Annotated in this window: 19 protein-coding genes; 5 read left to right on the top strand and 14 right to left on the bottom strand. The window is 68.0% G+C overall.

Annotated elements, in window-relative coordinates; all coding sequences use genetic code 11:
- Positions 1–58 precede the first annotated feature (58 nt).
- The 5 genes from NR101_RS09590 to NR101_RS09570 form a co-directional block, all read right to left on the bottom strand.
- Entirely contained in the window at positions 59–2890 is a 2832-nt protein-coding gene (locus tag NR101_RS09590) for a serine/threonine-protein kinase (RefSeq protein ID WP_256776641.1), read from the bottom strand.
- Between the two features lie 65 nt (positions 2891–2955).
- A complete protein-coding gene (locus NR101_RS09585) occupies positions 2956–3522 on the bottom strand; it encodes an ECF-type sigma factor (protein WP_256776640.1) in 567 nt (188 codons plus the stop codon).
- Between the two features lie 65 nt (positions 3523–3587).
- Positions 3588–4400, bottom strand: coding sequence for a bifunctional DNA-formamidopyrimidine glycosylase/DNA-(apurinic or apyrimidinic site) lyase (mutM, locus tag NR101_RS09580; protein WP_256776639.1), 813 nt, complete (start codon positions 4398–4400; stop codon positions 3588–3590).
- 43 nt (positions 4401–4443) lie between these two features.
- Positions 4444–4773, bottom strand: coding sequence for an EF-hand domain-containing protein (locus NR101_RS09575; protein WP_256776638.1), 330 nt, complete (start codon positions 4771–4773; stop codon positions 4444–4446).
- A 45-nt stretch (positions 4774–4818) separates the two neighbouring features.
- On the bottom strand, positions 4819–6021 hold the full coding sequence (locus NR101_RS09570) for a fatty acid desaturase (protein ID WP_256776637.1): 1203 nt from the start codon (positions 6019–6021) through the stop codon (positions 4819–4821).
- 194 nt (positions 6022–6215) lie between these two features.
- Here NR101_RS09570 and NR101_RS09565 point away from each other — a divergent pair, with 194 nt between their 5' ends.
- The gene (locus NR101_RS09565; RefSeq protein WP_306175482.1) at positions 6216–7001 is read left to right on the top strand and encodes an ATP-binding cassette domain-containing protein; all 786 of its coding nucleotides are present in this window, start codon (positions 6216–6218) and stop codon (positions 6999–7001) included.
- A gap of 161 nt (positions 7002–7162) precedes the next feature.
- On the opposite strand, the gene NR101_RS09560 is transcribed toward NR101_RS09565, so the two are convergent.
- Both NR101_RS09560 and NR101_RS09555 read right to left on the bottom strand, forming a co-directional pair.
- Positions 7163–8371 (bottom strand): DUF4785 family protein, encoded by a 1209-nt coding sequence (locus NR101_RS09560; RefSeq protein WP_256776635.1) that lies wholly within the window; start codon positions 8369–8371, stop codon positions 7163–7165.
- A gap of 10 nt (positions 8372–8381) precedes the next feature.
- The gene (locus NR101_RS09555; protein ID WP_256776634.1) at positions 8382–9263 is read right to left on the bottom strand and encodes a hypothetical protein; all 882 of its coding nucleotides are present in this window, start codon (positions 9261–9263) and stop codon (positions 8382–8384) included.
- 259 nt (positions 9264–9522) lie between these two features.
- On the opposite strand from NR101_RS09555, the gene NR101_RS09550 reads away from it, so the two are divergent.
- A complete protein-coding gene (locus NR101_RS09550) occupies positions 9523–10374 on the top strand; it encodes a phosphatase PAP2 family protein (RefSeq protein ID WP_256776633.1) in 852 nt (283 codons plus the stop codon).
- Positions 10375–10521: 147 nt separating this feature from the next.
- On the opposite strand, the gene NR101_RS09545 is transcribed toward NR101_RS09550, so the two are convergent.
- On the bottom strand, positions 10522–12789 hold the full coding sequence (locus NR101_RS09545) for a TonB-dependent receptor (RefSeq protein ID WP_256776632.1): 2268 nt from the start codon (positions 12787–12789) through the stop codon (positions 10522–10524).
- A 298-nt stretch (positions 12790–13087) separates the two neighbouring features.
- On the opposite strand from NR101_RS09545, the gene NR101_RS09540 reads away from it, so the two are divergent.
- Complete coding sequence (locus tag NR101_RS09540; RefSeq protein WP_256776631.1) at positions 13088–14086, top strand: patatin-like phospholipase family protein; 999 nt, start codon at positions 13088–13090, stop codon at positions 14084–14086.
- A 275-nt stretch (positions 14087–14361) separates the two neighbouring features.
- On the opposite strand, the gene NR101_RS09535 is transcribed toward NR101_RS09540, so the two are convergent.
- Positions 14362–14844: an Lrp/AsnC family transcriptional regulator gene (locus NR101_RS09535; protein WP_256776630.1), complete on the bottom strand. Its 483-nt coding sequence runs from the start codon at positions 14842–14844 to the stop codon at positions 14362–14364.
- Between the two features lie 127 nt (positions 14845–14971).
- Between NR101_RS09535 and phhA the strand changes: the two genes are divergently transcribed.
- Both phhA and NR101_RS09525 read left to right on the top strand, forming a co-directional pair.
- Positions 14972–15868: a phenylalanine 4-monooxygenase gene (phhA, locus tag NR101_RS09530; RefSeq protein ID WP_256776654.1), complete on the top strand. Its 897-nt coding sequence runs from the start codon at positions 14972–14974 to the stop codon at positions 15866–15868.
- A gap of 102 nt (positions 15869–15970) precedes the next feature.
- Entirely contained in the window at positions 15971–16678 is a 708-nt protein-coding gene (locus NR101_RS09525) for a DUF4375 domain-containing protein (RefSeq protein WP_256777732.1), read from the top strand.
- A 30-nt stretch (positions 16679–16708) separates the two neighbouring features.
- On the opposite strand, the gene NR101_RS09520 is transcribed toward NR101_RS09525, so the two are convergent.
- The 5 genes from NR101_RS09520 to NR101_RS09500 form a co-directional block, all read right to left on the bottom strand.
- Complete coding sequence (locus tag NR101_RS09520; protein WP_256776628.1) at positions 16709–17809, bottom strand: GDSL-type esterase/lipase family protein; 1101 nt, start codon at positions 17807–17809, stop codon at positions 16709–16711.
- Positions 17810–17941: 132 nt separating this feature from the next.
- Positions 17942–18697: a 2-dehydro-3-deoxy-D-gluconate 5-dehydrogenase KduD gene (kduD, locus tag NR101_RS09515; RefSeq protein WP_256776627.1), complete on the bottom strand. Its 756-nt coding sequence runs from the start codon at positions 18695–18697 to the stop codon at positions 17942–17944.
- Between the two features lie 66 nt (positions 18698–18763).
- A complete protein-coding gene (gene kduI, locus NR101_RS09510; RefSeq protein ID WP_256776626.1) occupies positions 18764–19612 on the bottom strand; it encodes a 5-dehydro-4-deoxy-D-glucuronate isomerase in 849 nt (282 codons plus the stop codon).
- A gap of 219 nt (positions 19613–19831) precedes the next feature.
- Positions 19832–20866, bottom strand: coding sequence for a LacI family DNA-binding transcriptional regulator (locus tag NR101_RS09505; protein WP_256776653.1), 1035 nt, complete (start codon positions 20864–20866; stop codon positions 19832–19834).
- A 70-nt stretch (positions 20867–20936) separates the two neighbouring features.
- The gene (locus tag NR101_RS09500) at positions 20937–22517 is read right to left on the bottom strand and encodes a family 43 glycosylhydrolase (RefSeq protein WP_256776625.1); all 1581 of its coding nucleotides are present in this window, start codon (positions 22515–22517) and stop codon (positions 20937–20939) included.
- Between the last annotated feature and the right edge of the window lie 38 nt (positions 22518–22555).

Here is a 22555-nt window from a genome sequence, read left to right as displayed (position 1 = left end):
GCAGAGGAACGTTAATTCGCCGAGGTGGTCGCGGCGTGACGTTCAGCAAACCCGCCGCTCACCGCAGCGACGCCAGCGCCGGCGCAGCGCAGGCCCGGAGGGCCTGGTCGATACCGCGCAGCACGGCGCCGCCCTGCGGACGTTGCGCCTGCACCTCGGTCTGTAGCTGCAGCAGGGCCTCGCGGCCGCGCCACGGCGCCTGCGTGCAGTGCAGCGCGGCCAGGGTGGTGCGTGCCTGCCAGCGCAGTTCGATGCTGGCCGGATCGGGCGCGGTGCCATCGGCTACCTGCTGCAGCGCGCGCCGCGCTTCCACGTCCTGGCCCATGCGGACCAGGTTGCGGCCCCAGGCCAACTGCAGCGCCTGCTGCTGGGTGGCCGCTTCCGGCCCGCCCTGCGCGCTGCGCCGCATCAGCCGTGCCAACTGCTCACCGGCCTGGTGCGGGTCGCCGTACGCGCTGGTGACCTCGGCCATGAGCCGGTCGGCGCGCTGCACCGAAGGTGCATGGTCGCCGCGCTGCGCAGCCTGCCACTGGCGGCCCTCGTGCAACGCCGCGAGCGCGGCCTGCCAGCGCCCGGCCTGCGCCAGCGCGGTGCCGTAGTCGTACAGACCCTGCGGCAACAGGCCGATGCAGTCCGGTTGGCGCCAGATGGCCACGGCACGCTCGAAGTCGGCGACCGCTGCGCTGCTGTCGCCACGCTCCAGGGCGAGGCGGCCCAGCGCATGCCAGCTCAAGCCGGTGTCCCGGTGCTGCTCGCCCAAGGCGCGTCGGGTCAGCGTGTGCACCTGGTGCAGCAGCGCGGTGGACTGCTGCAGATCGCCGCGCTGCATCGCCAGCACCCCACGCAGGCGCCGGATCGACAGCGTCTCGGGATGGTCCGGACCATATAGGCTGACCGCGTCGGCCCAGGCGATATGCAGGTTCTGCTCAGCCGCGTCCAGGTTGCCCTGCACGGCGAGCGTCTCGCCGAGATGCCGACGCAGTGCGATCAACTGCGGCAGGCGCTCGCCGGCCCGCGCCTGCAGCAGCTGCAGGGCCTGCTGGTAGCCGGCCAATGCCGCCTGCGGGCGGCCGTCGTCGCTGTCCAGGGCAGCCAGATCGGCCAGGCTGTCGGCCGTGCCGGGAAGGTCGTGCAGGACCTCGCGACGCAGCGCCAGCGCCTGTTCAAAGCCTGCGCGCGCCGGGGCACGGTAGCCCAGCAGCTGCTGGCACCGGCCGAGCTGGGTGTGGTACTCGGCCACCTGGCTGGGCAGCGCCGTGCGCTGCTCGGCGGCCAGTGCCTGCATCGGGGTCATGTGGGTGACGCATTCGCGCGAGCGTCCCAGCATGCGCAGCGCCCGCCCGCGCTGGGTCACCGCTTCCAGTTGCAGCGGCGGCGGCACGTCGTCGACCTGTTGCAGCAGCGCGCGTTGGCGGTCCAGGGTCTGCAGCGCCAGCTGGTAATCGCCCATGCCGATCCGCAGCCGCCCGATCACCCCTTCCAGGTCGGCCAGCGACAGCGGCTGGTCGGCCAGTTCGGCCTCGCCCCGCTGCTGCCCGGTCGCCAGCAGCTGGCGCACGTCGAAGCTGCCATGGCGCACGCTGGCGGCACGGTCGAACAGGCTCACGGTGAAATCCTGCATGGCCTGTGCGCGGACGATCTCGCGCCGCGCCTGCTGCATCTGCCACAGCGCTACGCCCGCCAGGCCGAGCAGCGCCAGCGCGCATGACACGCCCAGCGCCACGCCCCAGCGATGCCGGCCCAGGTACTTGTGCAGGCGGTAGAGGGTGCGCTGCGGCCGCGCGTGGATCGGTCGGCCTTCCAGAAAGCGTCGCAGGTCCTGCGCCAGCGCTTCCACCGAGGCATAGCGCTGTGCCGGTGCCTTGTGCAGTGCCTTGAGCAGGACGGTGTCCAGATCACCGCGCAGGCGCCGGGCCAGTCGCCGCGCCGCCGTCGTGGGCGGTGCATCGGCGCTGCCGCGCAGCACTGCGGCCGAGGCCCGCGGCGCATCCACCTCCAGAATCGAGCGCTCCCATTCGGCATCGCTCTGTCGACGCAGCCGGTAGGGTTTGCGCCCGGTGATCACCTCGTACAACACAACACCGAGCGAATACACATCGGTGAGCGTGGTCACCGGTTCACCGCGCACCTGCTCGGGCGCGGCGTAGTGCAGGGTGAAGGCGCGCGCTTCGGTCGGCGGATGCTGTGCGGGGTCACGCCCGTCTTGATCATCAAGCAGCTTGGCGATGCCGAAATCGAGCAGTTTCACTTCGCCCTCGGCGGTGACCAGGATGTTGGAAGGCTTCAGGTCGCGGTGCACGATCAGGTTGGCGTGGGCGTGGCTGACCACCTCGCAGACCTGCAGCATCAACGGCAGGCGACGCTCCAGCGGCAGTTGCAGGCGCTGGCAGTAGTCGGTGATCGGTTCGCCTTCGACGTAGGCCAACGCCAGGTAGGGCTGGCCCTGCAGGTCCACGCCGGCGTCCAGCAGTTCGGCCAGGTGGGGGTGCTGCAGGCGGGCCAGGATCTCGCGCTCGCGGGCGAAGCGCTGGCGCAGGCCGGAGTCGGCGTAGCCGCTGCGCAGCAGTTTCAACGCGACCTGGCGCTGGTACAGGCCATCGGCACGCGCGGCCAGCCAGACCTCGCCCATGCCGCCCTCGCCCAGCAGCCGCAGCAGCCGGTAAGGGCCAACCAGGGTCCCGACGCGGCTGTCTTCCGGCGCGGCCGTCCACAGCGGCTGGGCCATGAACTCCTGGCTGTCGCGTTCGTGGGCGAGCAAGCGTTCCACGTCCCCGGCCAAGGTCGGATCGGCCGCGCGCAGCTGGGCCAGGCGCAGTTCGCGCTGGGCCGGGGGCAGTTCCAGCAATTGGTCCAGCAGCGTCGACAGCTGCCGCCAGCGCACCGCTTCCATCGATCCACTCCCCGAACGATGTACCGCCGCCCGCGCCGCCACGCAGGGCCTTCATGCCCCCTCGATCAGTCTTCGCGCACCGATGCCAGCAGGAACATGCGGGCCTTCTGCCAGTCGCGGCGGATGCTGCGTTCGGAGCGCTGGCAGAGGTCGGCGATTTCCTGCTCGGACAGCCCGGCGAAGTAACGCAGTTCCACCACCTTGGCCAGGTGCCCATCCACCGCCTGCAGCCGCGCCAGTGCCACGTCCAGTGCCAGCAGGTCCTCGTCCATGCGCACGCCGCTGCTGCTGTTTTCCGGTATTTCCGCCACCCGCTTGAGGTCGCCGCCGCGCTTGCGCGCCAGCCGGTTGCGCGCGTAGTCCACCACCACGCTGCGCATCGCCGAGGCGGCGTAGGCGAAGAAGTGCGCGCGGTCTTCGAAGCGGGCGGTACCGCGCGCGCCGAGCAGTTTCAGGTAGGACTCGTGGACCAGCGAGGTCGCATCCAGGGTGCGCCCCTGCTGCCCGGCCAGCTGGCGCCGGGCCATGCTGTGCAGCTCCTGGTAGAGCAGGGTCAGCACCCGGTCCAGCGCGGCGCGGTCGCCCGCACGGGCTGAATCCAGCCATACGGTGATATCCGGGCCCTCGTCCATCGCACACCCCCGCCGGTGACGTTGGCCGGACTATACCCCTGCCAAGGCGACAGGCATGCGAGGGTTCAACGCTGGCAGTGGCTGCACCAGACGCTGGCGCGCTGGCCGATGGTGGCGTGCCGCAGCAGCCGGCCGCACTGGCGGCAGGGCTCGCCTTCACGGCCGTAGACCAGCAGCTCCTGCTCGAAGTAACCCGGCGCCCCGTCCGGATTGATGAAGTCGCGCAGGGTGGTACCGCCGCGGGTGATGGCGTAGGCCAGGATCTGCTTCACTGCATCGGCCAGGCGCTGGTAGCGCTCGCGGGAGATCTTACCGGCCTCGCGCAGCGGGTTTATTCCGGCCATGAACAGGCTTTCGGCAGCGTAGATGTTGCCCACCCCGACCACGATGCCCTGGTCCATCAGGAAGGTCTTCACCGGCGCCTTGCGGCCCCGACTGCGCTGGAACAGGTAATCGCCGTTGAAGGCCTCCTCCAGCGGCTCCGGGCCCAGCCCGGCCAGCAGTTCGTGGGTTTCCCCGGCCGGTTGCCACAACAGGCTGCCGAACCGGCGCGGGTCGTTGAAGCGCAGCAGGCGACCGTTGTCCAGGCTGATGTCGACGTGATCGTGCGCACGCACGGGGGTATCACCGGGCAGCACGCGCAGGCTGCCGGACATGCCCAGGTGCAGCAGGGCGCTGCCGATGGCGGTATCGAGCAGCAGGTACTTGGCGCGGCGGCGCACGCCTTCAATCGCCTGGCCGGGGAGCAGGGCCCCGATCTCATCGGGAATCGGCCAGCGCAGGTCGGGGCGGCGCAGGATCACGCCGTGCACGCGGCGGCCTTCCAGGTGCGGTGCCAGGCCTCGGCGGGTGGTTTCTACTTCAGGGAGTTCGGGCATGGGGAGATTCTAGCGAGCCGGCGACAGACTGGGCGCGAGGCAATCAACGCGGCGGCGCGGCCAGTTCCTTGGCACTCAGATACCCGTCGCCAGTGGCATCCTGCTTATGGAACCGCTGGATCAGGGTCTGCCGCTGCTGTTCGCGGGTGATCGGGGGACCCTTGCCGCCGGGCAGTTCATCAGCGCTGAGCACGCCATCGCCGTTGCGGTCCATGCGCTGGAAGGCATACATCATCCACTGCACGTATTCCTCGACGCTGACACGGCCATCACCGTCGGTGTCCATGCGCTGCAGGTAGCTGCCGGTATCGGCGACCTGTGCCTGCACACCGGTGGCGGCGAGCAGCAGGGCCAGGCAGGAAAAACGCCGCACGCGGCGGCGTTTTTCACAGGCATCGGGTGCAGACCGGCGCACCGGTCAGTGCGCCGTCAGTGCATAGCCCTTCAGGCGTGCGGCATAGGCCTGCAGCGCGGCGATGCCGCTTGCCTCGGCTTCGTGGCACCAGGCCTGCAGCAGCTTGAGGCGTTCGGCGGCGTCGTTGCCGCGCGCTTCCAGCAGGGCCGCCAGGCGCGCGCGGTGCTCGACCAGCACGCGGATGCGCGGGCGCTGTTCCACCCAGGTGCTGAGCTGGGCGCGGCAATCGGGCTTGAGCCAGCGGCCATCGTTGACCAGGCCACGGCGCATGCGGCGCGGCAGCAGCTTGCGCAGCTTGGCGCCGGCCATCGACGCCTCTTCGCGCAGGGCCGGGACGAACACGTTGCGCTGGTAGTCGGTCATCGCCTGGAAGCGGTGCGACAACAGGGCCTTGAGGGTTTCAGCATCCGGCACGGTGATGTTAGGGCGCACGTCCATGGACGGTGCCACGCGCAGCACCTTGGCCAGGCGCAGCGCCTGCAGGCCGCGGATGGCGGCCCAGCCGATGTCGAACTCCCAGCGGCGCATGGAGAAACGCGCCGAGCTCGGGAAGGCATGGTGGTTGTTGTGCAGCTCTTCGCCGCCGATCCAGAACGCCCACGGGGTCAGGTTGGTCGAGGTATCGGCCGATTCGAAGTTGCGATAGCCCCACCAGTGGCCGAGCCCGTTGACCACACCGGCGGCCCAGAACGGGATCCACGCCATCTGGATCGCCCACAGGGCGACACCGGGCAGGCCGAACAGCAGGCTGTTGATGGCCAGCAACGCGACCGGGCCGAGGTTGGCGTGGGGGGTGTACAGGTGACGCTCGATCCAGTCGTCCGGGGCGCCACGGCCGTACTGCTCGATGTCCGCACGCATCGCGCGAGCTTCGCGGTACAGCTCCACGCCACGCCAGAACACCATGCCGATGCCCTTGGTGACCGGGCTGTGCGGGTCTTCGTCGGTTTCCACCTTGGCGTGGTGCTTGCGATGGATCGCCACCCACTCCTTGGTGATCATGGAGGTGGTGAGCCAAGTCCAGAAGCGGAAAAAGTGCGCGATGACCGGGTGGAAATCCACGCCACGGTGCGCCTGGCTGCGATGCAGGTACAGGGTGACGGCGAAGATGGTCAGCTGGGTGAACACCAGCAGCACCAGCGCCATGCCCCACCAGCCGAGGCCAACGAGGCCGCCGGTCAGGAAGTTGAGGAGCGTATCGAGCATCGCAGGACTCCGGGCCGCGGGCGGCCAGCAAGGAAACGGGTACACCTTCGGACATGATGGGGCCTGACGTTGCAAACTTCATCCATCTGATGCGATTTTTGCGCAGTCATTCAGTTGTTTCCCCTCTTCGTGAGCATGCCCCCGCATTCATGACAGTTGCAGCCTCCCTGGCGCCCGGCGCCACCCACGCCCCCCTGATCGAGCTGGACCGCGCCTGTGTGATCCGTGGCCAGGTCCGGGTTCTGCACGACCTCAGCCTGCGCATCGCCCAGGGCCAGCACACCGCGCTGCTGGGCCCCAACGGCTGTGGCAAGTCGTCCTTCATCAAGCTGATCACCCGCGAGCTGTACCCGCTGGCGCATGCCGACGGCAGCGTGGCGGTGCGCGTGCTCGGACAGAACCGCTGGCAGGTGGACCGCCTGCGCGCGCAGCTGGGCATCGTCACCGGCGACCTCAGCAGCAACCTGGCCGACATGCCGGGACTGACCGTGGAAGAAGCGGTGCTGTCGGGTTTCTTCGCCAGCTTCGTGGTGCCCGCCTTCCGCGACGTCACCGACGTCATGCGCGAACGGGTGCGTGAAACCCTGACGCTGACCGGCGCGCTACCGCTGCTGCAGCGCGGCTATGCCGAACTGTCGGCCGGTGAAACCCGGCGCGTGCTGATCGCCCGTGCGCTGGTCAACCGGCCGCAGGCGCTGCTGCTGGACGAGCCGTCGACCGGGCTGGACCTGATCGCCCGCCAGCACCTGATCGCCACCCTGCGAAGGCTGGCCGCCGAAGGCATCACCCTGGTGCTGGTGACCCACCACATCGAAGAGATCATCCCCGAGATCGAACGGGTGATTCTGCTGCGCGGCGGCAGGATCCTCGCCGACGGCAGCCGGCACGACCTGCTGCGCGACGCGCCGCTAACGGAGGTATTCGGCGGACCGATCCAGGTGATCGAACACGAAGGCAGGTTGAGCGCCTTCGCCGGATAAACGCCCGCACCCATGCGTGACTGGCAGGGTGCACGAACCCCGAACGGTAGAGCCACCCCATGCGTGGCTGGCGGGTGCACGGGCGCTGGACGCAAGGCAGCCACGCATGGCGTGGCTCTACCAAAGGCGACGGAGGCCATCGCCTCCGTCGCCCGCCTTGCCTAGAACTTCACCGCCACCGCGCGCGACTCGATCGGCGCCATCCGCCCCTGGTCCTGCAACTGCAGGTCACGCAGTTCGAACGGTGCCGCATACCCGCGTGGCAGTGCGACGCTGGCGAACGGCAACTGCAGCTGGGCACTGCCGACCTTGTCGAACCACGCCGCACTGTGCGCCTGCGCGACCGGGTGCAACTGGCCATCCGGACCGGTGGCATAGAGCGTGCCGCGTGCCTCGTACCGCCCCTGTGCACCGATCTGCAGCGGCAGCGACACCGCACGACGGGCACTGTCCACCGCGACCTGACCACTGAAGCGCGCGGTCGGCTGGGCCACGGCGAAGGCGACCTTGGCATCGCGTTGCACCCCGTTGGCGCTGACGAATGCCTGCAGTTCCCACAAGCCCTGCACCCGGCCGATGTCCTGCGGAATCGTCACGCGCGCGCGCAGGCCGTCCTTGCCGGCCACCAGCGGCACCGGCCAGCTGCGCCCGTCCGGCGCCACCAGCAATGCCTCGCCGCCGGCCGGCAGCGCGCGTGCGGCGGCCCGGCCGGTGGCCAGTGCGGCGCTGCCGCCGTCATCGAGCAACCGCGCGGTCAGCGCCACGCTGCCGCCGGCCAGCACCTGCTGGCGGTCGGCCTGCAGTTGCAGTGCAACCGTGCTGTTGGGTTCCAGCACCTGCACCACGTAGCGGCCCTGGGCCTGCGCGCTCTGCAACCGGTAGTTACCCACCGCCGCGCTGCTGCCAGTGCGCACCATCGCGCTGCCCTGCCCCACGCGCATGCCCGCGGCACGCAACTGCTGCGCGTCGACCACCTTGTCCACCGCCAGCACCCCGGCCGGATCGCGGACCTCCCACTGCTCCGGCGCCAGTGCGCGCGCGCCCTGTACCGGGCTGACCTGGATCACCGCATCGGGCGCGGTCAGCGGCAGGTCCAGGCCACGCTGCAACGTGGCGGCGTCCACCATCTCCCAGTAGCTGCGGCTGCTGGCCACGAACGGGGCGGGGGCGGCCAATGCCTGCGTCGGATCCAGCGCCCAGGCAAAGGTCACCGGCGCACGTTCGATGGCATCGCCGGAAAGCGGCGCGGTTTCCACGCGCGGTGCCACCTGGTCGCTGCTGCGCGCCGGCAGCAGCGGCTGTGCGGCCTGCAGGGGCAGTGCCACCATCGCCGCGGCGACGGCGGCGGCAATCATCAGTCTTGACGTCATGGTGTACTCCTCACAGGGTCAGGTCGTTGCGCAGGATCGTGCCCAGGCCGAAGCACTCGCGGCGGCTCTGGTTGTGGCTCAGCGGTTCGGCGCCCTTGGTGCGCGCCTTGTCGGTGAACCACAGGCTGCCGGCGGCCTTCTGGCTGCTGCATTCCAGGAACCCGTCGGAGCAGCTGTTCAACCAGTTCTGGGTGAACTCCAGGCCCACGTTCTGCGCGTAGCCACCGCAGTAGCTGTTGCTGTCCCACACCGCCGATTCCACGTCCGAGCCGACCACCACGCGGAAGGTCTTCGGCAACGCCGGCCGCCCGGCGGTGCCGTACAGATTCTGTGCGTTGTAGGTGGCCATGTGCCCCACCTGCTGCTGGCGCACGGCATCGCTCTTGTAGCCCAGCAGCCAGCCCACCGAGGTCTCGAAGGTGTTGCCGTTGAGCGCGGCATCGGCCAGCGGCGTGCCGGCCGAGGACGGCGCCAGCGCGGTGACCTTGCTGATGGTCTGGATCAGTTTTGGATAGCGGCTGTCGTAGGTGGGATTGGACAGGATCCAGCGCACCACGTTGCCGCCGTTGGAATGGGTGATCACCACCAGCTTGGTGATGCCCCGGGTGTTGATGAAGCTGGTCAATTGCCCGGCCAGGCAGCCGGCCGCCTCGGGCTTCCACATGTATTGTTCGAAATCGCAGTTCACCACCGTGTAGTTGCTGCTGTCAGGCAGCCCCTGGCGCACGGTGTCGATGATCGCCGGTTGCCAGTAGTCCGTGCGCGCATCGGTCTGTTTGCCGGTGCCGTGCACGAACGCCACCCCCACCACATCGGCCGCGTGCACGCTCCCGCACGCCAGCATCAAGCCCAGGGCGAGTCCACCGCCCGTCCTTCCCGCGTTGCTTCGCATCCGTTTTGCTCCCTTGCAGGTGATCCCCCTGATGACCGGCGCTACCGCGTTGCCATGTAGTGCATCTATCCATAGAGATATGACGAGTGATGGCGCCTTTGGCGAAGCTATGTCGCGCCTCCATTGAAAACCGTGAACCAGTAGCGGGTTTCCGTTATCCAAGCGCCGGCCGTGCCGGATCTGGCCACATGACCAACGGCCACTGTCGCGGCCAGGTGAAGCTGCGATCATGCGGCTCTCCCCTCTTCGAGACCTGCCGATGCCTTCGTCCCTGCGCGCTCCTGCACTTCTGCGCCCGCTGCTGGCCACCGCCCTGCTGGCGACCCTGGCAGGCTGTGCGACGACGGCTGCGCCCGGGGCGACGGCGGTGGAAGCTTCGGTGACCACCAAGGCGACCGGCTACCTGCCGTCGGATGCCGTGCCGGACAGCCTGGCACTGGTGCCCGCACCGCCGGCGGCCGGTTCGGCCGGCTTCGCGCTGGACGAACAGGTCAGTCGCCAAGCCCGAGCGCTGCGCGGCAGCCCGCGCTTCGCGCAGGCCCATCGCGACGCCGAACTGGGCTTCCCGGCCGGTGCCAACCAGTTCTCCTGCGCCATCGACGTGGACGTGGATGCAGTGAAGACCCCGGCGTTGTACCGCCTGCTCGAGCGCAGCCGGATCGATGCCAGTGCCGCCACCCGCACGGCCAAGAAGCACTACCAGCGCGCGCGTCCGTTCATGGTCAACAACGAGCCAACCTGCTCACCGGAAGACGAGAAGGACCTGCGCGGCAATGGCTCCTACCCGTCCGGCCACACGTCGATCGGCTGGACCTGGGCGCTGATCCTGTCCGAGATCGTCCCCGATCGCGCCGACGCCATCCAGGCGCGCGGCCGCAACTACGGCGAGAGCCGCCTGGTGTGCAACGTGCACTGGCAGAGCGACATCCTGGAGGGCCGCTTCATGGGCGCCGCCGCCGTGGCACGACTGCACGACAACGCCGCGTTCAACAAGGACCTGCTGGCCGCGCGCAAGGAGATCGCCGCCGCACGCAAGGCGGGGCTGCATTCCGCGCGGGATTGCGCTGCCGAAGAGGCGGTGTTGAAGGTGCGGCCGGCGAGCGCGCTGTGAGTCGACGCCTGCAGGGGACAGCGCGTTACCGGTAGAGCCGACCGTGGGTCGGCTCTACCGAAGCGGCGAAATGGCGGAGGCCATCAACGAAGAACGGCGCGGATCTCTCCGCGCCGTTCCTGGATTTTCACGACATGTGACGTTGCATCAGAACTTCGCGGTGAACTCCACGCCGAACGTGCGCGGCTCGTTGAGGAAGCCGGTGAGGTTGTTGAAGTCGATCGCGCCGACCACCCGGACCTGGTCGGTCAGGTTGCGGCCGTACACGGCCACGTCGTACTGGCCGTAATCCCAGTTGTAGCCCAGGCGCAGGCCACCTTCCAGCGACGAGCGGCCGCGGAACTCCGGCGACTCGTACAGGAAGAAGTTGACCTCGCTGCGGTAGGCCCAGTCGGTGTAGACGTACAGCTCGCTGGCATCGTTGAGCGGGAAGCCGGCACGCAGGGTCAGGTTGTGGATCCACTTCGGCGCCTGCGGCAACGGGTTGCCGTTGACCAGCGCGTAGGTGCCGCCATCGATGACCGTGGTCGGGTCGGTGATGGTGCAGCCGCCGCCGCAGATCGCCACGGCCAGGTTGCGGTCCTTGATCTCGGTGTCGTTGTAGCTGCTGCCCAAGGTGAGCAGGACGTGGTCGGTCAGGTAGGCTTCGACGTCCAGCTCCACGCCCTGGCCCAACGTCTTGTCGGCGTTGAGCAGGGTGGCGGTGTTGTTGCTGCCGCCCACCGCGATCAGCTGCTGGCCGTCGACGTTGTAGCGGAACACATTGAAGCCCAGGCGCGCGCGACGGTCGAACAGGTCGGCCTTGATGCCGGCCTCGTACGAAATCACCTTCTCCGAATCGGCCTGCGACACGCCACCGAAGGCCAACCGGCCCTGGATCGACGGTGCACGGAAGCCCTTGGCCACGCGCGCATACGCGTTGAGGTTGTCGGTGATCTTGTAGACGCCGCTCAGGTCCCAGCTGACATCGTCGACATCGGTCTTGGCGATGTACGGGCCGCTCACCGGCGTACCACCGGACACGGCCTGCAGCACGCTGGCGCTGAAGTCCTTCTTGTCCTGCGTGTAACGCACGCCACCGCGCAGCTTGAAGCGCTCGGTCACGTCGAAATCGCCGGAGGCGAACGCCGCCCAGGCCTTGTTGCGCTGCTGCTGCACTGCGTGGCCGGTCTGCGGATTGCCCGGAGTCAGCGAGTCGTAGTTGAAGCTGTCGATGGTGACGTCTTCATCGAAGTAGAACACGCCGGCCTGCCAGTCCAGACGGCCCCATTCGTTGGATTCCACGCGGAATTCCTGGGTCCACTGGCGGTGGTGCGGCAGACCATCGGCCGACTCGGACGGGAACGGGATGAAGCCCGGACCGTAGTTGCCCGCGCCAAGGAACGCCGCGCCGTAACCCCCGTCGATATCGCCATGGTTGAGCGACTCGGCGGTCTCATAACCGGTGATCGAGTGCAGGGTCACCCGGCCCAGGTCCCACTTCAGGCGCGCGCTGCCGCCCCAGGTTTCCAGGTCGGAGAAGTTCTGGCCATCGGTGGCCACTTCATCGCGGTCGAAGTTCTCGACCAGCTGGTTGGTGCCCGGCTTGATGATGTTGGCGCGGAACAGCCGTGCGGTGCCGTTGAGCTTGCGCTTGTGCAGGTTGAACAGCGCCTCCACGTCGTCGCCCTCGTACAGGAACTGCACGCGTGCGGCGGCCTCGTCATAGCCTTCAAAACCCTGCGCCGGTGCGTTGGCACGGGTGTTGGTGACCCAGTCGTCGCGGCGCTGGTACAGCGCCGACACACGCGCCGACCAGCGGTCGGTCAGCGGGCCACCGAAGGCGCCCTGCGTGTTCCAGGTGTTGTAGCTGCCGTAGGCCACCTTGATGTAACCGTCGGCGTCCTGCGACGGGCGCGCCGAATCGAACTTGACCACGCCGGCCGGCGTGTTGCGCCCGAAGAGCGTGCCCTGCGGGCCGCGCAGCACTTCCACGCCGGCCAGGTCGAACAGCGGGAAGCCCTTCAACAGCGGGCTTTCTTGCACTACGTCGTCATACACCAGCGACACCGGCTGCGAGGCATTCAGATCGAAATCGGTGTTGCCCAGGCCGCGGATGTAGAAGCGCGGGAAGGCACGACCGTAGGACGATTCGATGTTCAGGCTGGGCACGCGCGCGGCCAGGAAGCGGATGTCGTCGCCGGCCGAACCGAGCACATCGAGCTTCTCGCCCTGGATGGCCGAGATCGACACCGGCACGTCCTTGGCGTTTTCCACGCGGCGCTGGGCCGTCACCTGCAGGGTATCGAGGGCGACCGGATCCTTGGCGGCGGGTGCTTCCTGGGCTGCGGCCGTCAATGGCAGCAGGGCGGTCAGAGCGAGGACGAGCGGGTGCACGGACGGAAACCGGCCGTGGGCAGTGCGGTTCGGGAACATGGCGATTAGGCTGTGTTGGGAGGGGTGGTGGACCGGCGCTACCAGACAATTGTTGCAGTACAACAACAGCGTCGCAAATTGCGGTCATTCATTAGCAGGATTCGGCCATGTTGTGGTGGACGCGGTTCGCAGATTCCCTGATGGTTGCCAGAAGCGCACACGCGGCAGGCCTCCTCCGATGCGCGCCGTCGTCGCCTGGGCCAGCGCGGCGCTGAATAAGCGCTGCCGTGTCCTGCCCGGCCCGCCGTGGCTTCGGTATGCTGGCGCCCTCCGTTGCCTATTCACCTGCAGACCCCCGATGAAATCACTGCGCCGTACCCGCCTGACGCTGTCCGTTGCCCTGCTCGGCCTGCTGGCCGGCTGCGGCGGTGATCCGGTCCGCCCGACCCCGCCCCCGGTGGCCACGCCCGTGGCGCAGGCCAAGCCGGTCAAGATCGGCATCGCACTGGGTGGCGGTGCGGCCAAGGGTTTTGCGCATATCGGGGTGATCAAGATGCTTGAGGCTAATGGCTTCGAGCCGGTGGTGGTGTCGGGCACCAGTGCCGGCAGCGTGGTCGGTGCGCTGTATGCCAGCGGTATGGACGCGTTCCAGATGCAGTCCAAGGCAGTGGCCCTGGACGAGACCAGCATCCGCGATGTGCGCCTGTTCTCCGGCGGCCTGGTGCAGGGCCAGAAGCTGCAGGACTACGTCAACACCCAGGTCGGCAACCGCCCGATCGAGAAGTTCGCCAAGCCGTTCGCCGCGGTGGCCACCCAGCTGGAAACCGGCGACCGGGCGATCTTCGTGCGCGGCAACGCCGGCCAGGCGGTGCGCGCCTCCAGCAGTATCCCGGGCGTGTTCGAGCCGGTGAAGATCGGCAAGGGCAACTACATCGATGGCGGCGTGGTCAGCCCGGTGCCGGTGGATGCCGCGCGCCAGCTCGGCGCGGACATCGTGATCGCCGTGGACATCTCCAGCAAGGCCAGCGGCAAGGCGCCCACCGGCATGCTCGGCATCGTCAACCAGTCGATCTCGATCATGGGCCAGCGCCTGGGCGAGCAGGAACTGGCGCGCGCGGACATCATCATCCGGCCAAAGGTGCTGGACATTGGCGCGGCCGATTTCAGCCAGCGCAACAACGCGATCCTGGAGGGCGAGAAAGCGGCGATGGCGGTGATGCCGCAGATCCGCGCCAAGGTGCAGCAGTTGCAGCGCGCGCGCGCCGCCGCGCTCGCCCCGCCGCCGCCCAAGCCCAAGTGTGATGCACCCTCGCGCGTGGGCCGTCTGATGGGGCGCAAGGAGAAGTGCGAGGGCTGACGCCCCGCCGCCGGTGGAGCCGACCGTTGGTCGGCTGCTCCTGATGTTGGTTTCCGCGCAGTCGACCAACGGTCGACTCTACCGGGTTGGGGTGGTCGCACAGTCGACCAACGGTCGACTCTACCGGGTTGGGGTGGTCGCACAGTCGACCAACGGTCGGCTCTACCGCGTTGGGGTGGTCGCGCAGTCGACCAACGGTCTGCTCTACCGGGTTGGAATGATCGTGTAACCGACCGCCGGTCGGTTACACCACGTGATCGCGTTTGCGATCCGCATTACTCCAGCTGCGACAGCGGCAGCGCGCGGAAGTCCTTCACCGTGCGCAGCACGAAGCTGGAGTTGACGTCGGCAACGCCGGCCGCGTTGAGCAGCTTGTCGAGCAGGAAACTGGAGAAATGCTCCAGGTCGCGCACGTAGATGTGCAGCAGGTAGTCCATGTCGCCGGTGAGCGCATGGCAGGCCACCACTTCATCCCATTCCACGACGCTGTCGGCGAACACGCCGATGGCGTGCTGGTCGTGCTTCTCCAGCTGCACGCGGACGAAGGCCTGCAGGCCCAGGCCGATCAGGCGTGGCTCCAGCCGCGCACCGTAACCGGCAATCACCCCCTCGCTTTCCAGGCGCTGCACGCGGCGCAGGCAGGCCGACGGGGACAGGTTCACCCGGACGGCCAGCTCGGCGTTGGTGGCACGGCCGTGCTGCTGGATTTCTGCCAGTAGGCGAAGATCCGTGCGGTCGAACTGGGTATCTCCGGCCATTGCTGCTCCGCAACATGAGATGGACGCAATGATATTGCGCCAATCCGGCATATCCGCGCAACTTTGCAATCCTCTTGCGCGCCCCCTGCCCTAGCATCGTCATATGACGTCCCAGGAGACCACCACGATGGAAACCGCCACCACCCCACGCCGTGTCGAACACCAGCAGACCGACAAGGGATACGTGCCGGTCTATACCACCGCCGTGGTTGAACAGCCTTGGGACACTTACACCGCCGACGACCACGCGACCTGGAGCACCCTGTATCAGCGCCAGCGCGAGCTGCTCGACGGCCGCGCCAGCAAGGAGTTCCTGCACGCCCAGGACGAGATGGGCATGAGCGCGCACATGATCCCGCGCTTCGACCAGCTCAACGAAGTACTGGGCGCGGCCACCGGCTGGACCCTGGTCGGGGTGGAAGGGCTGCTGCCGGAGCTGGATTTCTTCGACCACCTGGCCAACCGTCGCTTCCCGGTGACCTGGTGGATCCGTCGCCCGGACCAGATCGATTACATCGCCGAGCCGGACATGTTCCATGACCTGTTCGGGCACGTGCCGCTGCTGATGAACCCGGTGTTCGCCGACTACATGGCCGCCTACGGGCGCGGCGGCGTCAAGGCGCATGCGATCGGCCCCGAAGCGCTGCAGCACCTCACCCGCCTGTACTGGTACACGGTGGAGTTCGGCCTGATCAACACCGACGAGGGCCTGCGCATCTACGGCGCCGGCATCGTCTCGTCCAAGGGCGAATCGCTGTACTCGCTGGAATCGGCGGCGCCGAACCGGATCGGCTTCGACCTGGAGCGGATCATGCGCACGCGCTACCGCATCGACACCTTCCAGAAGACCTACTTCGTCATCGACAGCTTCGAGCAGCTGATGCAGGCGACCGCGCCGGACTTCACCCCGATCTATGCGGCGCTGGAAGCCAAGGAACACCTGCCGGCCGGTGACGTGCAGGACGGCGACCGCGTGTTCCAGAAGGGCACAGGCGAAGGTTGGGAAGACGGCGGCGACGTCTGATCGGTAGAGCCGACCGTTGGTCGGCTGCCGTTCGCGCGATATTGCCGCGGGTGGTATGAATCTGGAGCAGCCGACCAACGGTCGGCTCTACCGGGGGATGGATTGAGCTCTGTTAAGGTCTTGGCCCTGCCCGTGCCGCTGTCCAACGCCATGCCTCTGCCCGCGTTCCGCATCCAATCCATCCACTTCGATGCCACCCACGTACACCTGCAGCTGGCCAGCGGCACGCAGGTGGCTGAGTTCCTCACGCGCAACCCGCGGCTGGAGAAGGCGTCGGCGAAGCAGCGTGCGCAGTGGGTGTTGACCGACGACGGCCTCGGCGCGAACTGGCCGGCGCTGTCGCCGGCGTCGGCCACCGGCATGGTCTACGTGCTGGACCTGCTGTGGGATGCGCGCTACGACCATGCCATGCAGCGGCTGCATGCGCTGGACTGGAGACTGGACGCGCTGTCAGCGCAGGACCAGCTGCTGGTGGCCTTGTGGCGGATGGAAGCGGACATCAACAACGGCGGCTTCATGCAGTTCCTGTGCAACTGGGGCGACCCCACCTGCCAACTGGCCCTGCAGGGGCTGCGTGCCATGGGTGCGGACCAGACCCATGCGGCGCTGGCCGGCATGCGCGGGCTGCTGGATCGTTTTGAGGATGATCCGGCGGTGACCGAGTTGAGCGATCTGTACGAGGCGATGACGCCTGCGGAGCAGGACGCGCTGGAGCAGTTTGAAGAGGCGTACTACGCACGCCCCGAGGACCTGGCCAGGCTCGGCGTGCTGCATTTCGGGTCGGAACCGGATGCCGGCCCGCAGCGGTGAGTACGGCCGGTGCCGACCAGCGGTCGGTACCTACCGGGGATAGGCCAGCAGCACCACCAGGTCATCGTCCCCCACCTGCTGCAGCGCGTGCAGACTACCGGTGCGGGTCAGCAGCGCGTCGCCTGCCGCCACGTCGTACTGCTTGCCATCCAGCACGTAGCTGCCACGCCCGCTGACGATGTAGTAGATCTCGTCCTTGTGCTGCGGGTGCAGGCCGATGCCCGCGCCCTTGTGCAGCACGCGCTTGCGCAGCACGAACGGCAGGTCATCCTCGGCGAAGAAGGGATAGGCGGTGGTCGGCCCCGCCCCACCATGCGGCCCCGGCTGGGTCACGGCGATATCGCGCTCGTGCACGACACGCGAGGGGCTGGCGGCATCACCGCCCTGCCCCGCACTGCGCACCTCGCAGTCGATATCACGCTTCAGCGCCGACTTGAGTTCAGGCTGCAGCGCCACCCAGTCGCGCACCACCAGGCAGGCCACCGCGTTGGCGCCGGCGACGCTGAAGTGGGTGCCATCGGCCTTGTTCTGTTCCGGGACGAACAGGAAGTACGGACGCGCGCCCTGCTCGCCCAGCGCGCGGATCCAGCGCGTGGAACTGTCGTTGAGATCGATCAACGCCACCTGCTCGCGCGTGGCCAGCTGTTTCATCGACTGCGTGTACAGCGCATGCGTGTCCAGCAGCGAGCCGAAGTCGTACAGCAACCGCGCCGCGGGGGTGATCAGCACCGGCGTTGCACCCTTGTCGCGGGCCAGCTGGACGTAGCGCATCAGGTACTGCGGGTAGGCCGTGGCGGGGTCGGTGTAGCGCGTGGGATCTTCGAACTTGGCGTCGTTGTGGCCGAACTGGATCAGCAGCACGTCCCCGCGCTGGAGCTCGCCGGCAATGGCGTCCAGGCGTTTTTCTTCGATGAAGCTGCGCGTGCTGCGCCCGCCCTTGGCGTGGTTGCGCACCTCCCACGCGGCGGGATCGAGGTGACTCTGCAGGGCCTGGCCCCAGCCGGCCTGCGGCGCGCGCTCGGGGCCGTACTCGGCGGCGGTGGAATCCCCGGCAATGAAGATGCGGTGCGGGGCGCACAGCGCGCTGGGGGCCGCCATCAACAGCGACAGGGACAGTAGCAAACGCAACATGGTCATGCTCCTGGGTGGAGAGCTGCCGGCCAGCGGCCGGCACTACCGGGCAGATGGGGTGTCCGAATGACAGATGGGCGCCCAAGGGCGCCCATCGTCTGCCCGCGTGGGCGTACCGTTCGATGGTGTCGCTTACCGAGCGAGCCAGCCGCCGTCGACCGGCAGCACCGCGCCGTTGACGTAATCCGATGCGCTGGAAGCCAGGAACACCGCCGTACCGCCGAGGTCTTCCGGGGTGCCCCAACGGGCCGCCGGGATGCGGTCGAGGATGGACTTGTTGCGGTCCTCGTCGGCGCGCAGCGCGGCGGTGTTGTCGGTGGCCATGTAGCCCGGCGCGATCGCGTTGACGTTGATGCCCTTGCTGGCCCACTCGTTGGCCAACAGGCGGGTGATGCCGGCGATACCGCTCTTGCTGGCAGTGTAGGACGGCACGCGGATGCCGCCCTGGAAGGACAGCATCGAGGCGATGTTGATGATCTTGCCGCGCCCTTGGGCGATGAAGTGCCTGCCGGCGGCCTGCGAGATGAAGAACGCGGACTTGATGTTGACGTTCATGACGTCATCCCAGTCCTGCTCGCTGAAATCCACGGCATCGGCGCGGCGGATCAGGCCGGCGTTGTTGACCAGGATATCCAGGCCGCCGAGGCCCTCGATGGTCTCGCGGATGACCCGCTCCACCGGCTCGATGCTGATCAGGTTCGCTTCGATCGCCAGGCAGCGGCGGCCGAGGGCGGTGATGGCGGCGATGGTCTCGGTGGGCGGCTGGATACCGGCGACGGCGACGTCGGCACCGGCGTGCGCCAATGCCACCGCGATGCCCTGCCCCAGGCCGGTATTGCCACCGGTGACCAGGGCGACCTTGCCTTCCAGACTGAACGGATTAGCCATTGCGTATGCGGTCCTTTTCCAATGCGGCACAAGCGCCGCCCGCACGCTGCGGGCGACGCATCGGGGTCACTTGAGCTGGCAGATGTCCAGCACGTGCATGTCGGTGTAATCCAGGTTTTCGCCGCCCATCGCCCAGATGAAGGCGTAGTTGCTGGTGCCGGCGCCCATGTGGATCGACCACGGCGGGGAGACCACCGCTTCGTTGTTCTGGATGACGATGTGGCGCTGCGCGTCCGGCTCGCCCATGAAGTGGTAAACGCGGTCGTTCTGGCCGAGGTCGAAGTAGAAATAGACCTCGCTGCGGCGGTCGTGCAGGTGCGGCGGCATGGTATTCCAGACGCTGCCCGGCTTGAGCACGGTCAGGCCCAGCAGCAGCTGCGAGGACTGGCAGGTCGCCGGCACGATGTACTGGTAGATGGTGCGCTCGTTGCTGGTTTCCAGCGCGCCGCGATCCAGCGCGACGGCGTCCTTGATCGACAGCTGCTTGGTCTCGAAGCGCGCATGCGCCGGGGTCGAGGCCAGGTAGAACTGCGCCGGCGTAGCCGCGTCATCGGACGCGAACACCACCTCGACGCTGCCCATCGCCACGTACAGGCCGTCCTTCGGGCCGAGCGTGAACACGGTGCCATCCACGGTGACGGTGCCGCTGCCGGCGCCGACGTTGATGATGCCCAGCTCGCGACGCTCCAGGAACGGGTGGCCGGCGGCGGAGGCCGGCTCGGTCTGCCTGGGCAGCGACAGCGGGCCATTGACCGGGGCGGCACCGCCGAGCACGAAGCGCTCGTAGTGGGTGTACTTCAGCGTCACCGCATCGGCATTGAACAGGCCGTCGAGCAGGTACAGCTCGCGCAGGTCGTCATTGCTGGCGCCCTTGATGGCGTCGGGATGGGTGGCGTAGTGGGTCTTGCAGTACATGGCGTCTCCAGAGCAGGGGTGGGCCGACGGGTCGGCCCCGGCGCGATTTCCGGTCATTCTAGCCAGATAGGAAACCGGTGTCATTTTGCAGCGCACGATAGGCCAGCGCGGGCCCGGCGTGGTGTCCATGTCAGAAAAGCCGTGCGATCGGCAACCGATTGCACGGGCGCGTGGCGACGCGTTCATCATTAACGCCCGTCGTTGCCATCGCGGCGCGGGTCAATCCTCGGGCGGCTGGCAGGAATCGCGCACGATCAGGTGCGGGCGCACGCTGGCGATCTGCAGCGCGGCCTGGCCGTCAGGCTGGATCAGCATGGCCGCAGCGGTGCGCCCGGTGTCGCGGGTGTGGCGACGCACCGAGGTCAGCGACGGCCACAGGCGCGAGGCCAGCGGGCTGTCGTCGTAGCCGATGATCGACAGCTGGCGCGGGATGTTGATGCCCGCGCGCAGCGCGACCTTGTAAATACCGGCGGCCATTTCATCGTTACCGGTGAAGATGGCGGTCGGGCGCTGCTTGCCGAGCAGCAGTTTTTCAGCAGCGGCCACGCCCGATTCGAAGGTGTAACCGGCTTCGACGATGCGTGCCGGCGGCAGTTCGATACCGCGCTTGGCCAGGGCATCGATGAAGCCGGCGGTGCGCTCGTGCGCCGAGCGGTACGCGCTCGGGCCGGTGACCAGCGCGATGTCGCGGTGGCCGAGCGAGAGCAGGTAATCGGCTGCTTCGGCGGCGCCGTCGCGGTCATGGGTGACCACCATCTGCGAGGTGTCATCCAGCGGCAGCGAGGCGATGCGGGTGAAGCGGCAGCCGATCTCGTCGAGCATGTCCACCAGCGCCTGGTCTTCGGACGCGCGCGGCACCAGGATCACACCGTGCAGCTTCTGCTGCTGCACGAAGCGACGCACGCCCTCGATGTAACCGGGGCTGCGCGAGTCGCACGGATGCACCACCAGTTCGAAGCTGGACCCGCGCAGCGCGTCGAGCGCGCCGTACTGCATGTCCACGATGTACTGCGCGGTGGGGTTGTCGTAGACCATGCCGATCAGGAACGAGCGCCGGAACGCCAGCCCGCGTGCGAGCGGGTCGGGCGCATAGCCCACTTCGCGCATCAGCGCCTCGACCTTGTCGCGGGTGTCTTTGCGCACCAGCGGCGAGTTGTTGATGATGCGCGAGACGGTCTTCTTGGATACCCCGGACAGGCGCGCGATGTCATTGATCGTAGCGGCCTTGCCCTTGGTCAATCCGTGCGGTGGCATCGGATCGGTTTTGCTGCGCAATGACATGTCGTTCAAACCGGGGATGAGTCAGGGGATTCTAGCGGGCCGTTCAATCCAGGGCCCGGTAGCGGAAATGGCGGAACCGCACCTTGCCGTCGCCGGCGGCATACAGGGCCGGCTTCAGGGCGAGGAACTTCCCGGCCACATTGTGATGGTAGCCGGAGACTTCCATCTGAACCGGGTACTTGTGCCAGGTTTGGCCGTCGTTGCTGGTGTGAAGGGTGACGATGTGGCGGTTGTTGGTCACCCGCAGCCACAGCCTGCCGCCCTTGGCACTGGGCGCCAGCCGGGTGGGGCGCTCCTCACCGTAGCGGTGCATGACGAGGGCCTCGCCGTTGCTACCCACGCCGGCGTACAGGCGGTCGCTGTAGAAGAGCAGGGCGCCGCCCACCGCACCGGGGGCGATCTCCATCTCGACCTCGAACTGGTAGGCCGGATCGCCGGCGATCGCGGTCAGCGGGGAGGCATCGCGCGGGGTCTGGCCCTTGCCCTGCAGCAGCAGGCCGTCACCGCTGAAGTCCAGGCGCCGGTACTCGTCCTGGGCCGGGTTGAAGAACGACCACTGCGCGCCAAGGGCCGGGCCCCTGAAATCATCCGACAACGCCATGCCATGCGCGCCCAACGAGGTGCCCGACGGTTTGCGCAGCGGTTGGCCCAGATCGCCGCCCCTGGCCACGAACCAGCCGTCGTCGGTCCATTCGATCGGTTCCAGCAACGCCTGCCGGCCCAGGGTCCAGTACCCGTTCTCGTAGCCGTGGTACATCATCCACCAGCGCCCGTCGGTGCCTTCGATGACCGTGGCGTGGCCGCGCGACCACCACGGTTCGGCCGCCGACTGCGTGCGCACGATCGGGTTGTTGGGCGCGTTCTGCCACGGCCCGTGGATCGAACGCGAGCGCGCGGTGATCACCATGTGCCCGGTCGGCGGACCGGCGGTACCGCCGACGGCGGTGGTCATGTAGTACCAGCCATCGCGGACATTGATCTTCGGCCCTTCCTGCGCATAGGCCTCCACGTCCCAGCTTTGCGGGTATTTCCAGCCGTCGTAGACATGCTTGGGGGTGCCGACCACGCTCAGGCCGTCATCAGCCAACTGCACGTAAGCGCCGCCGCTGAGGAAGAGGTAGCGCTTGCCGTCTTCGCCCACCGCGTGACCAGGATCGATATACCCGCCCAGCCCGATGTCGATCGGCTCGCTCCACGGGCCCTGGATGCTGTCGGCCCACACCACGAAGTTGCTGCGCGCCTCGGCGGTGCGCGCGGGGAAGTAGATGAAGTAGCGGCCCTGGTGCTTGACGATGTCCGGCGCCCAGATCGCCCCGACATTCTTCGTGATTGCATGGCCCAGCGGCTGCCAGTTGACCAGGTCACGCGAGTGCCAGATCGGCAGCCCCGGGTAGGCGTCGAACGAGGACAGGGTGAGGTAGTAGTCCTCGCCATCCTTGAGGACCGACGGGTCGGGGCGGTCGCCGGCGAACACCGGGTTGAGGAAGGTGCCGTCGCCGAGGTCGGCCTGCCGTTGCTTCTCGATGCCGCGCTTCCACGGCGTGGCCGGCGGCGGGGCGGCGTGTGCCGTCGTGGCCAGCAGCAGGCCGGCGGCGAGGCCGGCCAGGATCTTGCTCAGGTGCATTGACATCTCCGCGTTGCAGCGTGGGGACACGCACGTAC

The sequence above is a fragment of the Stenotrophomonas sp. Ste86 genome (assembly GCF_024519465.1).
GTDB lineage: Bacteria > Pseudomonadota > Gammaproteobacteria > Xanthomonadales > Xanthomonadaceae > Stenotrophomonas.
Note: the sequence above shows the minus strand (reverse complement) of the source record. Positions and strands in the feature narration are given on the sequence as shown.